This window comes from Rufibacter soli, from assembly GCF_054781795.1.
In genome coordinates, this window is sequence record NZ_BAAGTS010000001.1 from 39,668 (window position 1) to 53,813 (window position 14,146).

A 14,146-nucleotide genomic window follows, 5' to 3' on the forward strand; every position below is an offset into this window, starting at 1 on the left:
GCCAATGTACTGGCTGCTTGGTCCATCCCACTTCAAGGTAAAACGTTCAGACGAAAGAAATATAGGTCTTCGTTAATATAAATCTGGCCACGGCCCCTTTTCCTTAAACTTTTTCTTGCTAGCAACAGTAAAGCAATAATAAATAACCGAAAGGGTGCGCGTATCGCCTCACTGAAGAACCTTTACCTTTGCAAACACAGCAATTCCAGGGAAGTTTTCTTTCGTGATGCATATAGGTTTTCTCCTTTACACAGCGGTTTCAACATCACAGAAAACATTGATTAAAAATCTTGTTTATGCCTTTCGTAAGAATGGGTAACAAACCACAAATGGACAAAATAATGAAAAGAATAGGTTTACTAGTTTTAGGGTTACTTTTATTTAATGTCTTTACTAGCCAGGTAGCCTCTGCGCAAAGCAAGTTTATGGACAGAATAAACTTTGGCCTGAAGGCTGGTTTTAACGTAACAAGTGTTAATGATGAAGATAGAGTACCAGATCCTAAGGCTACGCCTCGCCCTGGATTTCATGCAGGGGGCCTTGCCCACATTCATATAACTGATCATTGGGCCCTTCAACCAGAATTGATGTATTCTAAAGAAGGAGCTCTCTATGACTTTCAGGGTTCTGCCACCATACCAAGATATGAAGGCAAGACTGATTTAAACCATATTAATCTACCTATTCTGGTCCAGTATATGATTGGACCAGGTTTTAGAATACAAACGGGCCCCCAATTTGGCTATATGATAAATAGAGACTATGAAGACCCGTACAATGATGAATTTGAAAAAAATGACATCCAAAAAGGGAATATAGCCTGGGCCATTGGGTTTGGCTATTTAACAAAATGGGGACTTGGTTTTGACGCTAGATATAATGCGGGATTATCTAATATTTATAAGAAGGATTTCTACGCTAATGACCCGGCGGCCCGCACCCGGGCAGGCCAATTCGGATTCTTCTATCAGTTCAAATAATTCCAACTCCCATTGCTAACACCTGGAACCTTACAACGTAGGGTTCCATTTTTTTCTTAGCCCATATGCAGTCAAAAACTCATCCTCCCCTATTTTTCAGGCTCTTACCAGGCGTAGCAAGAAGTAACTTTCTTGCCAGCCACCTATTTTGCTAGCGGATATAACTGCGTAACAAAACCATACGCAGCTCTGCCAACCTAGCCTTCTTTTCAGGAGACACAGGTAGCAAACAATGTCACCAGACTTCCATTTACAACCAAAAAAGCGTTTCAGAGCCGTTTTTCTAAAAACAGCCCCGAAACGCTTTTTCAATAGTTACCTACTGGGTTACTTCTTCGCTTTTACGCCGGTTATGCTTTTGATTAGATCTACTTCTTCCTGGCTGTAAGGAGAACCGTCTTTCCGGAAGATGTCATGGAACCAGACGGTGGGTTCTGCGGTGTACTGCTTATCCCAGCTGTCCCAGGGGTAGATGGTCTGGGTTTTACCATCTACCAAGCCCCAATTGATCATGCCTACGTTGTGCTTTTTAGCAATGGGGAGAGCGCCCTGGAACGTGCTGCCGTTGGTGCGGGCCATGTACTCAGTACAGATCATAGGACGGCCATAGCGCTTGAGCCAATTTATGCGTTTCTCCAGTTCTTCGGGGCCGTCATAACTATGAAAGGTGATGATGTCAGACTCGCTTACCATTAGTTTCTGCAGGGCGCTGAGGGCCTCATGGCTGCTCCAGTCACCTGTCCAGATGCCGGCGGTCACAGGTTGTGAGGGGCGCATGGTACGGGCCCAGACAAATGACTTTTTAAGGAGTGGCAGCACGTAGTCCAATTTGTTGGGCAATTCCTGTTTGCTGTACACAGGACCCGGATTAAGGTTATCAGGTTCGTTCCAGATGTCCCAGGCCAGCACGCGCTTGTCATGGGCAAACCTGCCGATTACTCCTTTCACGTAGCGCTCCAGGCGCGGGTATTGGGTAGAATTCTGCAGTCCGGCAGATCCCGGGCTCTGCACCCAACCAGAGTTGTGCACGTGCGGCTTGGGCTTGCGCTGCTTCCCTAGTTTAGGGTTAGGGTCCCACACGGAGTCAAAGATTACCAGCATAGGCTTGATGTTGTGGCGCTGCGCGATGCTCAGGAAGGTATCAATGCGGTTCAGGAAGCCTACGGAGTCTTGCTCCCACAGCAGGTCATGCAGGTACACGCGGGCGGTGTTCATGCCAATAGACTGGGCCCAGCCCAGCTCGCGGTTAATGGTGGCGGTATCAAAGGTTTCGGCCTGCCACATTTCTAGCTGGTTAATGGCGGTGCTGGGCGAAAAGTTAGGCCCAATCAAATAACCCTGTTGGCTATACCACTCGTTGGCTTTTTCTTTTGTCCAGATGGCGCGGGGGTTCCCTACCTCTTTCTCGGGGCCGGTCTTGAAACAGCTTTGGGTGAGCAGGCAGCAAAGCACAGCCCACAGGTAAAGGTTCTTCAGGTTCATGGGTAATGGTTAGTAAGTAAGGTCTGTTGCGTGTTGAATGTCTAGTATTTCACAGCCTCCCTGGCGCTTATCTTGTTTTCTGTTTTGGGGCCATTTTAGCAAAAACGGCCTCAAAACAGAAAAGGCGCACCGGGGTTATGGCATAATTACAAAGAGCGCATAAAACTTCCTACCGCCGGCGCGTGCCAGGTCTCTCTCCTGTTTCAGAATCAACAATAGTTACAGCTTTTTACAACGTGGTTACATGGGCTTGGGCCTGCAAGGGGGTTTCTGAATGGGTGGTTTGGCCCTGTTTTGCCAAAAACGCCCTTAAAACGCACTAGTGCCTTATCCCCGCTACGCCTATGCCCTTGGCCTTCCTAACATGCGGGTAAAGCTCGCCTAATTCACCACACAATTCAGGCACGGAATCAGAAGCGCGGACAACCCCATTCTTATTTCTTGAATAATAGAGCCTGAAAAGAAGCCCGTTTTCATGTAATCGATTACGTGCACGACATTAGAAATTCCTGTTTTCACCAGCTTTACCCTTCCTATAAATACGTCTATCTTATTTTACAGAATCTTTAACCTATCGGTAAAACAAACTATCATAATTGACTTTAAAGGCAAAAACACCTTATCTAGTTATCATTCTCCTAAATCTTCAAGAAAAATAATGCTGTTTGTAAAAGTGAATAGTAAATTTCTATATTTACGTAATCGATTACGTTGCATGGCCCGAACCACTATCCATGATATAGCCAAAGAGTTGCACACCACGGCAGCCACGGTTTCGCGCGCGCTCAATGATCACCCCTCTATTAGTGCCGCCACCAAGGAGACGGTGAAAGCTACGGCCCAACGCTTGAATTACCAGCACAACCGGGCCGCCTCTTCCTTGCGCTCCGGCAAAACCTATGTGATTGGGGTCCTGATTCCCAGTGCCGAGGTCAGTTTTTTTGGGTCAGTGATTCACGGCATTGAGAAGATAGCCAAAAGCCAGGGATACAACGTGCTGCTGTTCCAGACCAATGAGCAATATGAAGACGAGGTACAGGGCGTGCAGACGCTGTTGCAGTCTAACGTAGATGGTATCATTGCCTCTATCTCCAAAGAGACCATCCAGTATGACCACTTTCTGGAGGTAAAGCGGCGCGGCGTTCCGTTGATCTTATTTGACCGCTCCATTGAGGCCTTAGACGTGCCTTCCGTCATGATCAATGACTACAAAGGCGCCTTCATGGCCACCGAGCATTTAATTGAGCAGGGTTTTACCCGCATTGCCCATATCTCTGGCCCGCAGCACATCAGTATTTTCCATGAGCGCCTGAAAGGCTACGTAGACGCCCTGGCCGCGCACGGCATGAAAATAGACGGGGATCTGATCATGTACGGCAAAGTGACCATTGACTCTGGAAGAACCTGCGCCGAGCAGTTGCTGCAGTTGCCCTCGCCGCCAGACGCCATTTTCGCCGCCGAGGACTTTACTGCCTTGGGAGCCTTGCAGGCCATTAAGGAAAGCAAGTGGCCCAAACCCGGGCAGATAGGGCTGGTGGGTTTCGCGAATGAGGCCTTTAGCGCCTACATCACGCCCAGCCTCACCACCATTGACCAGCAAACGGCTTTAATGGGCCAGGAAGCAGCCAAAATCTTCATGGACCTGAGCCAGAAAGGAAAGAAGCCTGACCTACCGCCCCAAAAAATTGTTCTGGAGCCGCTATTGGTCCAGCGGGAATCTTCAATCAAGCGGAAACCAAAAAAGAAGAGTAAACCCTAAGTTTTTATATTTTACTTTCAATACCCTCGCACACTTACCTCAACTTTCTAAAGAACTTAAACTAACAAACCAACGCGTCACACCTTTACATTTTTATGGGACTAACTTATCTTGATTACATCATCTTCCTGGCCTATTTCTTTATAGTGTCGGGGTACGGGTACTGGATCTACCGGCAGAAGAAAGCTGACCACATGGACTCCAAGGAGTACTTCCTGGCCGAGGGTTCCCTTACCTGGTGGGCCATTGGCGCCTCCCTCATCGCCTCCAACATTTCTGCTGAGCAGTTCATTGGTATGTCCGGCTCCGGGTTTGCCATGGGTCTGGCTATCTCTACTTATGAGTGGATGGCCGCCGCCACCCTTATTGTGGTAGCTGTGTTCTTCATTCCTATTTACCTGAAGAACAAGATCTACACCATGCCTCAGTTCCTGTCGCACCGCTACAATGACTCGGTGAGTACCATCATGGCGGTATTCTGGCTGCTGGTGTACGTGTTTGTGAACCTTTCCTCCATTCTTTACCTGGGGGCGCTGGCCATTGAGACCATTACCGGCATTGACTTCTACTACTGCATGTACGGTTGCGCCATCTTCGCTATTTTCATTACTCTGGGCGGGATGAAGGTAATTGGCTATACAGACGTAATTCAGGTATTTGTGCTGGTATTGGGCGGTTTGGCCACTACCTATCTGGCCCTGGACCTGGTGTCTGACCAACTGGGCGGCTCCGGTGCCTGGGACGGCCTGGTGCATCTTCGCCAACAAGCCGGTGACCACTTCTCCATGATTCTTTCTGAAGGCGAGATCATGATCCCTAACGGCGAAGGCGGTACCCGCGATGCCTACATGGACTTACCCGGCCTTTCTGTACTGATTGGCGGTATGTGGATTGTGAACCTGAACTACTGGGGCTGTAACCAGTACATTACGCAACGTGCCCTGGGTGCCGATTTGAGAACTGCCCGTAGCGGTATCTTGTTCGCGGCGTTCCTGAAACTGATGATGCCTATTATTGTGGTATTACCAGGTATTGCGGCCTATGTATTGCACAAGAATGGCATGTTCCAAGCCGAGATGGCCAACGAGCTGGGCCACGTGAAACCTGACCACGCCTATCCTGTATTGCTGAACCTGTTGCCAACCGGTTTGAAAGGTCTTTCCTTTGCCGCCCTTACCGCTGCCATTGTAGCATCTCTGGCCGGTAAAGCCAACAGTATCTCCACTATCTTCACCCTTGATATCTACCGCAAGTTCTTCAACAAGAATGCTTCTGAGACGCGCTTGGTGGCCTTCGGGAAATTGACCGTGGTAGCGGCTTTCATTATTGCCATTGTGGTGGCTCCGGTGTTGCGTAACCTGGACCAGGCCTTCCAGTACATTCAGGAATACACTGGCTTTATCTCTCCGGGGGTGTTTGCCATCTTTATTCTGGGCTTCTTCTGGAAGCGCACCACGTCTCCGGCGGCTTTAACCGCGGCGGTGTTAACCATTCCGCTTTCCACGTTCCTAAAATTCGCTTTCCCAGAAATTCCGTTCCTGGACCGTATGGGTATTGTGTTTGTGGTGTGTATTCTCTTAATGGTGATCATTACCCTGCTGGATCCTAAGAGCAAAAACAACCCTAAAGGCCTGGAGATTGATTCTTCCATGTTCAAGACCAGCACCGGGTTTGCCATTGGCTCTATCATCATCTGCGGTATTCTAGCGGCCCTTTACATCATTTTCTGGTAGGTGCCACCGCTAAAAGAAATTATATAACGTTTACGCTAAAGGCACCGCATTTACCCAAGTGCTGTGCCTTTAGCGCTTAAAAGAGAAATTATGGTCCAAGACATTGTCACAAAATTCAAGGAAATATACCGTCAGGAACCTATAGTGGTACGCTCGCCCGGCCGGGTAAACCTCATTGGCGAACACACAGACTACAACCTGGGCTTCGTGCTGCCGGCCGCCATCAACAAAGAGATTTACTTCGCACTGGCGCCCAACGGCACCAAAAGCATGCGGGCCCACGCCTATGACCTGGAAGAAACCGCCGAGTTTGACCTCAACCACGTGCAGCGTTCTGAGATTGGCTGGGCCAATTACCTGCTGGGCGTGGTAGCGCAACTGCAGAAGGCAGGCCATGACGTGCCGGGCTTTGACGTAGTGTTTGGCGGCAACATTCCCATTGGGGCGGGCCTTTCCTCGTCGGCGGCGGTTGAGTGCGGGCTCGCCTACGGGCTAAACTACCTCTTCGCCTACGGCATTGAAAAGTTTGATCTGGTCAAGATGGCCCAGAAGGCCGAGCATGAGTACGCGCTGGTGATGTGCGGCATCATGGACCAGTTCGCCAGCATGTTCGGCAAGCACAACCACGTGGTAAAGCTGGACTGCCGCTCTCTGGAGTACAAGTATTACCCCCTGGAGATTGACGATTACCGCATCGTACTCTGTGACACCCAGGTGAAACACTCCCTAGCCTCCTCTGAATACAACACTCGCCGTCAGGAATGCGAAACCGGCGTGGCCATTCTGCAGAAGCACTACCCGCAGGTGCACAGCTTGCGTGACGCCACCCTTGAAATGCTTTCTAAACACCAACAGGAGTTTGACCCGGTGGTATATAAGCGCTGCACGTACGTGGTAGAGGAGAACGGGCGCGTAGAAGAAGGCTGCAAAGACCTGGAACGCGGCGATGTGGAAGCCTTCGGGCAGAAGATGTATGCCTCGCACCACGGCCTGCAGCATGACTATGAGGTAAGTTGCCCCGAGCTGGATTTCCTGGCCGCCTTGGCCAAGGAAAATGACGCCGTGCTAGGCGCCCGCATGATGGGCGGCGGCTTTGGTGGCTGCACCATCAACATCGTGAAACTAACCCACCTGGATGCCTTCACACAAGACATGACCAAAGCCTACAAAGAGAAGTTCGGGATTGACCTGAAAACCTACGTGGCCGAGATTGTGAACGGCAGCAGCCTGGTGCCGGTAGACTTCTCCAAAACCAGCGCTTAATCTTATTTCTACAAAGCCTCTCCCCGCCAAACGGGAGAGGCTAAAACCAATTTCCGCTTATGAGCGCATTTGACATCACGGAACATTCTCACCGCCGGTTCAACCCCTTGCTGGGCGAGTGGGTGCTGGTATCGCCGCACCGTTCCAAACGCCCCTGGCAAGGCCAGCAAGAGGCCGCTGAGAAAGATACCCGTCCGCAATATGATCCCGGCTGTTATCTCTGCCCCACCAACATGCGCGCCAACGGCGAGACCAACCCAGATTACCCCTCCACCTTTGTGTTCGTGAATGACTTCGCGGCCCTGCAGGCAGACAGCCCATCTGGCAGTTTTACCAGACCCGGCTCTCTTTTACAGGCCCAAAGCGAACGTGGCCTCTGTAAAGTGATCTGCTTCTCGCCCCGCCATGACCTCACGCTTTCTGACATGGAGGTAACTGAGATCAGGAAAGTGGTGGACCTCTGGCAGCAGGAATACCTGGAACTGGGCGCACTGGACTACATCAGCTACGTGCAGATCTTTGAGAACAAAGGCAGCGTGATGGGCAGCAGCAACCCGCACCCGCACGGCCAGATCTGGGCCCAAAGCTCAGTACCTGGTGAGCCCGCCAAAGAAACCGAGCAGCAGGAAGGCTATTTCCAGCAAAACGGCCGAAGCCTATTGGGAGACTACCTAAAAGAAGAACTGGATACCAAAGCCCGCATAGTGGTAGAGAACGAGCACTGGGTGGCGCTGGTCCCGTTTTGGGCCATTTGGCCCTTTGAGACCATTGTCATCCCGCGCCGCCATTTCCAGCACCTAGGCCAGATCACAGATGCAGAGAAAGACGGCTACGCCGATATCATGAAAAAGCTCTCTTCGGTCTATGACCGCTTGTTTGACACCTCATTCCCCTACTCCGCAGGCATTCACCAAAGCCCAACAGACGGCAAGGATTACCCCGGCTGGCACCTGCACATGCACTTCTACCCGCCCCTGCTCCGCTCGGCCACGGTCAAGAAGTTCATGGTGGGTTATGAGCTCCTGGGCGACCCGCAACGCGACATCACCCCAGAAAGTGCCGCCGACCGCCTGCGTGCGTTGCTTTAAACCTGTTTTGGGCCTGTTTTTGGAAAAACGGGCTTAAAACAGCTGTGATGAGTTCTGAGTCAAGAGTCTCGAGTCCTGAGTCAAAAAGAAACACGCATTTCGTCCCCTTTTGAAGGGGGTAAGGGGGATGACTAGGCCGATTAAAAAACCAACTACCAATCTGCGGAGATGGGAAAGGCGATTTTCGGGAATGCTATTTACAGCACGAGTAATCATCCCCCTACCCCCTTCAAAGGGGGGACGATCACCAAACGTGAGCAAAATATAAGGGCAACCACAAGGGATTGCCCCTACTCTTCCTGATAATGATGAAAACCATAACCACCTAATCTTCAACCATTCAGGCGTTTCTGGTTGTTCGTTTTGGGCCTGTTTTTAGAAAAACAGGCCCAAAACGGCTTTTGCCTGTATCTGAATAAACTGGGGGCCGTAAATATCCGTCTTATTCAGACTCAGACTTTCTTTTTATGACCATATCTTTTTACGGTGCGGCCCAGACCGTGACTGGAAGCAAACACCTGATTACCCTGGAAAACGGCAAACGCATTCTGCTGGACTGCGGCCTTACCCAAGGCATGGGCGACAAAGCCGAGGAACGCAACCGCTCCTTTGATTTCGAGCCCGAGAACCTCACCTGCCTTATTCTCTCGCACGCGCACATTGACCACTCTGGCCTGATTCCTAGGCTGGTAGCAGAGGGATACACAGGCCCCATATACTGCACTCCGCCTACCTTGGAGCTCTGCAAACTATTGCTCCTGGACAGCGCCCGCATACAGAGCAACAACGGCAATGGCAGTTCTGAACCTCTCTATACCGAGGCAGATGCGGAGCAGGCCCTGCAACAGTTTGTGACCGTGCCCTATGACCAAGCCTTTACCATAGACGAAGACATTGAACTGCTCTTCACCGACACCGGCCACGTGCTGGGCAGCGCTGCCATCAACCTCAAGCTGCAGGACGACGGGCGGGAACGCACCCTTTGCTTCAGTGGGGACATAGGCCGCTTTGCCAATCGCATCTTAAATCCGCCGCAGGCGTTCCCGCAGGCCGAAATTATTATCTGCGAGTCTACCTACGGCAACCGCGTGCATGACAGCCTGGAGAACACCGAGGAGCGTCTGCAGAAGATTGTTCAAGAGGTGTGCGTGGAGCGGCAGGGCAAACTGTTAATCCCTGCGTTTAGCATTGGCCGCACCCAGGAACTGATCTACTCTCTGAACTACTTAGCCGAGGAAGGACGGTTGCCTGAGGTGAAGGTGTTTGTGGACAGCCCGCTTTCTGTGTACGCCACTGATATTCTGCGCGAGAACCCGCAGTACTTCAGGGAGACCATGCAGGAGTACCTCAAAGAAGACCCAGACCCGTTCGGGTTTCCAGAGCTGACTTATATAACGGAGGTAGATGACTCCAAGGAGCTGAACAAGATAGATGAGCCCTGCGTGATTATCTCCTCCTCAGGCATGATGGAGGCGGGCCGCATCCAGCACCACCTCAAGACCAACCTGCCAGACGCCAACAGCGCCGTGCTCATCACCGGCTACTGCGAGCCCTCCACCCTGGGCGGCAAGCTCATGAACGGCGCTGAGAAGGTCTATATCCTAGGCGATGAGGTAGAGGTTAAAGCCGAAATGCTCATCATGAAAGAATACAGCGCCCACGCCGACTACGGCGACATTGCCAAGTTCCTGCACTGCCAGGACAAAGAACAGATCCAGCGCATCTTTCTGGTGCACGGCGAGAAATCTGTGATGGGCCAGCTGAAGGATGATTTGTCTGAACTGGGCTACCAGAACATTGAGATCCCGGAGTTCAGGTTGTCTTACGTGGTTTAGTGGCTGGTGGCACTACGGATTAACTTTGGCTACTCTATATAATAAGGAGTGCTGGTGACTCTATATATAAGGAGTGCGTTTTGGGCCTGTTTTCCAGAAAACAGGCCCAAAACCCAATACCGCCTACTAAGCGCAGACTCTCCCCTTGAGGGGAGTTAGAGGGGTGTTTACATCTGCCGAGCCATGTATTGAAGAAATGCCTTTATATCTAATGATCAAAGTTTAACACTTGACAGGCTCAGGAATGCGTGCCCTCCTGTGTAAACACCCCTCTGCGCTCCCCTCAAGGGGAGAGTCTGCACTGAAAGAGTACTCTTTTGTTTTGAGCCTGTTTTCAGTAAAATGGCCCTGAAACGCTTAATCTGTGACCACAGCGTAATGCGGGTCTTCCAGGATATTGACATCAATCACGGCATCAGCGTTCTTGAGTAGGGTCAAGCAGTCGGGGCTTAGGTGCCGCAAGTGCAGTTTCTTGCCGGCCTTTTGGTAGCGTTCAGTAAGTTTATTGAGGGCATCTATACCAGACATATCGGCTACGCGGCTGTCTTTGAAGTCAATGATCACTTCCTGGGGATCACTGGCCACGTCAAACTTCTCAGTGAAAGCCGACACCGACCCAAAGAACAGGGGGCCGTACAGTTCATAATGCTTTACGCCTTGGTCATCCACATATTTTCGGGCGCGTATGCGTTTGGCGCTTTCCCAGGCAAATACCAGGGCCGAGATGATCACGCCAATGAGCACGGCCAGCGCCAGGTTGTGTAGCCAAATGGTGATCACGGCCACCAGTATCCCTACAAACACATCATGGCGGGGCATCTTGTTGATAATCCTGAAACTGATCCACTCAAAGGTGCCAATGGCCACCATTACCATCACGCCCACCAGCGCCGCCATGGGCACCCGCTCTATGACCGGAGCACCCACCAAAATAATCACCAGAATGGTGAGCGCAGAAACGATACCCGCCAACCGGGCTCTGGCTCCCGCCGAAAGGTTGACCAGCGTCTGCGCGATCATGGCACAGCCGCCCATGCCAAAGAAGAACCCATTCAAAACATTGGCGCTGCCCTGGGCAATGCTCTCGCGGTTGCCGTTGCCGCGGGTACCCGTAATCTCGTCTACCAGGTTCAGGGTCAGCAGGCTTTCGGTGAGCCCTACGCCGGCCATAATGAGGGCGTAGGGGAAAATAATCTGCAGGGTCTCCCATGTGAATGGGATCTGGGGTATATGGAAGGGAGGCAGACTTCCGCTTACGGAAGCGATATCCTTTACTACCTTGGTTTCTATGCCGAAGCCCATGACCACGCCAAACACCACCAGGATGGCTACCAACGAGGGCGGAACGGCCTTGGAGAGTTTAGGCAACAACAGAATAATGGCAATTGTCAAGGCCACCAGGCCTGCCATAGTATAGAAAGCGGGGCCCGTCAGCCAGGCAGTTTCCCCGTTGACCACGGTTTTGAATTGCTCTATCTGGGACATAAAGATGATGACCGCCAACCCGTTCACAAACCCAAACATCACCGGCTGCGGCACCAGCCGAATAAACTTACCCAGCTTAAATAGACCCACCAGAATCTGCAGCACACCCGCCAGGGCAACTGCGGCAAACACGTATTCCAGCCCATAGGCCTGCATGAGGGCAATCAACACAATGGCGGTAGCCCCGGCCCCGCCAGACACCATACCAGGCCTTCCGCCCAGCACGGCCGTGACCAGCCCCATGATAAAGGCGGCATACAAGCCCATAAGTGGTGGGAAGCCAGCCAAAATGGCAAACGACAGAGACTCGGGGATCATAGTCATGGCCACCGTGAGGCCAGCCAAGACCTCTATTTTATAATCTACTTTCTGGCTGAAATCAAATAGGCGTAAAAAGGGCTTCATTTAAAACGGCAATGGTACTATTTGCAATAATTGGTCACCTTGCCCTTGTTTAGCCCTTTTATGTATAGGTCTGGAGTAGGCAGAAGATAAACCGTTTGTTTTTATTTGTGTGGTAGGCTCTGAAACCGAAAGAGGTTTGGCCGGGTAAGAATCACGGTGGAGTGAGCCTTATATACAGAGAGGAGTAGGCCATATCTGGCGCAAAGGTACTATTTTATTCTGGAGGGCTTTTTCTGCCAACTGCCCTACCATGCTGGCAAGGGTGGTCTAACCTTTCAACAGCTCTAAAAGACAAAGGCCACCTCTCTCAAGAGGTGGCCTTTGATACTCTTATATAAGAAGGTACTTATTTTTTCACAATGCGAGTAATGGCTTTGCTAGTGGCTGTTTGAACCTGCAGGTAATAGATGCCTGCGTGCTGACCAGCCAGGTCGAGCTCAATTCCTTTGCCAGCGGCCAGTTGTACCTCTTGCTGTAGAACGGCAAGTCCGCTGCTATGGAACAGGGTTACTGCTGCTATTCCTGAGGTTTCAGTTGTGTTCACGGTCACTTTGCTGGTAGTTGGGTTAGGATATACTTCCAGTGCTGCTTTCACGCTAGTTTTAGCATCTGCTGCCTTTACCGCAATTACCTTTGAGTACTCAAACTTGCCGTCATAGTCTACTTGCTTCAAGCGGAAGTAAAGTGTTTTAGCGGCTGCGGCAGTAATGGCTGCGGTATAAGACTGAACAACGGAAGTAGTTCCGTGACCTTTTACTTTTTCAACTGCCTGGAAAGCTTTTCCATCTTCGCTCTGCTGTACTTCAAAGTAAGCATTGTCTTTTTCAGAGGCAGTGGCCCAGGCGAGGTTTACCACATTACCGGCTCTTTTGGCAGAGAAGGAGGTTAGTTCTACTGGGAGAGGGGTTGGTACACCTAATGAAACTTTATAATTTGAAATAGCTAAATCATCTTCATTTCCAGATCTAGTTGAGACAAAATCAACGAATCTTATAAATATTTCATAACCATCGGGTAATAATATATTATTCAATTCCACCTTGGCATCAGTGGAATTACGATCGAATGAACCCGGAATTGACTGCCAAGTGCCCGCTGCATCTGCAGGAGATATAAGAGTTTCAGTTTGTGTTGAACCAATTCTATACCCCATTGTTAAGCCGCGCAAAGTATTAACGTATATTGCTTTAACTGAAAAATTTACAACTAGATTAGTAATTGTTTTACCAGATGTATTTTTCAGACGCACTCCATATGCTGCGTCTAATCCCTTTGATCTAAATCCTAAACCCTTTAGAGTTGTATTCGGATCATTATAACATGATAGAACCCCTTGCGCGTTGCCTGTAAATTTTTTAGTTTCTAAAGTATAAGTTGTAATTGTAGTTGGAGAAGCAGTTCCTAAAGTTACATACCAACCAAGAAGACTTGAATTATTAGTCCAAGGGCTTTCATTAGTGGCATTAGCGGCACTTGAATAAGTTGGCAAAGCACTGAAGTCTTGGCTATATGAAGTTCCATTAAACAATACTTGTCCATTTGCAACCATTTGCAAAGTGAGCAAACACACTACCAACACCAGAGCCTTGCAAGATGAGTACAAGTTTTTCATAAGAGAATTTAGTTAAGTTATACTTTGTTGTATTTACCTGCTATTCATTTGAAATAACTCCACAAAGATGAGGAAGAAAAAATATCAATTCAGACAGAAAAACATTATAACTATTCTAATTATGAAAAATTAAAAATAATACTTTCGCCAAACCTAAATAAGTATATTCCTGTTTCTAGTTCTTATAAATCCAGTCCTGTAGCTAATCCTTGCAGAATGAAGAACAAAACTTTATAAAATGTTTATACTTGATAAAACCAACAAATTATATGCTTGTATCAATAATGGCACTAAATTATATAAGAATTATTATATAAAGTTCTTTATTAAGTGCATAACCTTTTTTATTGTTTCATTTTATATACTATTTATTTTTTAACCTTATATTGAAATAATACCAACCTATCTTCAGGATGGAGCAGGTTTGGATACCTTATAGCCTATAATCCTCATTATCAAGGCTTGAATTCAGAGAACTCTTCCTTCTCTTTTTACCTCCCCACA

Annotated in this window: 9 protein-coding genes; 6 read left to right on the top strand and 3 right to left on the bottom strand. The window is 49.4% G+C overall.

All coding sequences use genetic code 11. The features are described 5' to 3' along the window. Positions 1–296 precede the first annotated feature (296 nt). The gene (locus ACYVJQ_RS00185) at positions 297–980 is read left to right on the top strand and encodes a porin family protein (protein WP_460891046.1); all 684 of its coding nucleotides are present in this window, start codon (positions 297–299) and stop codon (positions 978–980) included. 327 nt (positions 981–1,307) lie between these two features. Here ACYVJQ_RS00185 and ACYVJQ_RS00190 read toward each other — a convergent pair whose 3' ends face one another. Continuing rightward, positions 1,308–2,462, bottom strand: a complete 1,155-nt coding sequence (locus ACYVJQ_RS00190) for a cellulase family glycosylhydrolase (protein WP_460891047.1) — start codon at positions 2,460–2,462, stop codon at positions 1,308–1,310. Between the two features lie 715 nt (positions 2,463–3,177). Between ACYVJQ_RS00190 and ACYVJQ_RS00195 the strand changes: the two genes are divergently transcribed. From ACYVJQ_RS00195 to ACYVJQ_RS00215, 5 genes are all read left to right on the top strand, one after another. Continuing rightward, complete coding sequence (locus ACYVJQ_RS00195) at positions 3,178–4,221, top strand: LacI family DNA-binding transcriptional regulator (protein ID WP_460891048.1); 1,044 nt, start codon at positions 3,178–3,180, stop codon at positions 4,219–4,221. A gap of 95 nt (positions 4,222–4,316) precedes the next feature. Next, complete coding sequence (locus ACYVJQ_RS00200) at positions 4,317–5,954, top strand: sodium/sugar symporter (protein WP_460891049.1); 1,638 nt, start codon at positions 4,317–4,319, stop codon at positions 5,952–5,954. Between the two features lie 90 nt (positions 5,955–6,044). Then, positions 6,045–7,217 carry a galactokinase gene (locus ACYVJQ_RS00205; RefSeq protein WP_460891050.1) on the top strand — a complete coding sequence of 391 codons (1,173 nt, stop codon included), beginning with the start codon at positions 6,045–6,047 and terminating at the stop codon, positions 7,215–7,217. A gap of 59 nt (positions 7,218–7,276) precedes the next feature. Beyond that, on the top strand, positions 7,277–8,305 hold the full coding sequence (locus tag ACYVJQ_RS00210; RefSeq protein ID WP_460891051.1) for a UDP-glucose--hexose-1-phosphate uridylyltransferase: 1,029 nt from the start codon (positions 7,277–7,279) through the stop codon (positions 8,303–8,305). A gap of 467 nt (positions 8,306–8,772) precedes the next feature. Further along, positions 8,773–10,140, top strand: a complete 1,368-nt coding sequence (locus tag ACYVJQ_RS00215; protein WP_460891052.1) for an MBL fold metallo-hydrolase RNA specificity domain-containing protein — start codon at positions 8,773–8,775, stop codon at positions 10,138–10,140. A gap of 357 nt (positions 10,141–10,497) precedes the next feature. Here the strand turns inward: ACYVJQ_RS00215 and ACYVJQ_RS00220 are convergent, their stop codons facing one another. Continuing rightward, positions 10,498–12,030, bottom strand: coding sequence for a SulP family inorganic anion transporter (locus ACYVJQ_RS00220; protein ID WP_460891053.1), 1,533 nt, complete (start codon positions 12,028–12,030; stop codon positions 10,498–10,500). A 346-nt stretch (positions 12,031–12,376) separates the two neighbouring features. Then, entirely contained in the window at positions 12,377–13,642 is a 1,266-nt protein-coding gene (locus ACYVJQ_RS00225) for a T9SS type A sorting domain-containing protein (protein WP_460891054.1), read from the bottom strand. Positions 13,643–14,146 lie beyond the last annotated feature (504 nt).

Bases quoted from the DNA above. Each gene is read 5' to 3' on its own strand.
- ACYVJQ_RS00185 (WP_460891046.1), top strand. From the start codon at position 297: ATGCCTTTCGTAAGAATGGGTAACAAACCACAAATGGACAAAATAATG.
- ACYVJQ_RS00190 (WP_460891047.1), bottom strand. From the start codon at position 2,462: ATGAACCTGAAGAACCTTTACCTGTGGGCTGTGCTTTGCTGCCTGCTC.
- ACYVJQ_RS00195 (WP_460891048.1), top strand. From the start codon at position 3,178: ATGGCCCGAACCACTATCCATGATATAGCCAAAGAGTTGCACACCACG.
- ACYVJQ_RS00200 (WP_460891049.1), top strand. From the start codon at position 4,317: ATGGGACTAACTTATCTTGATTACATCATCTTCCTGGCCTATTTCTTT.
- ACYVJQ_RS00205 (WP_460891050.1), top strand. From the start codon at position 6,045: ATGGTCCAAGACATTGTCACAAAATTCAAGGAAATATACCGTCAGGAA.
- ACYVJQ_RS00210 (WP_460891051.1), top strand. From the start codon at position 7,277: ATGAGCGCATTTGACATCACGGAACATTCTCACCGCCGGTTCAACCCC.
- ACYVJQ_RS00215 (WP_460891052.1), top strand. From the start codon at position 8,773: ATGACCATATCTTTTTACGGTGCGGCCCAGACCGTGACTGGAAGCAAA.
- ACYVJQ_RS00220 (WP_460891053.1), bottom strand. From the start codon at position 12,030: ATGAAGCCCTTTTTACGCCTATTTGATTTCAGCCAGAAAGTAGATTAT.
- ACYVJQ_RS00225 (WP_460891054.1), bottom strand. From the start codon at position 13,642: ATGAAAAACTTGTACTCATCTTGCAAGGCTCTGGTGTTGGTAGTGTGT.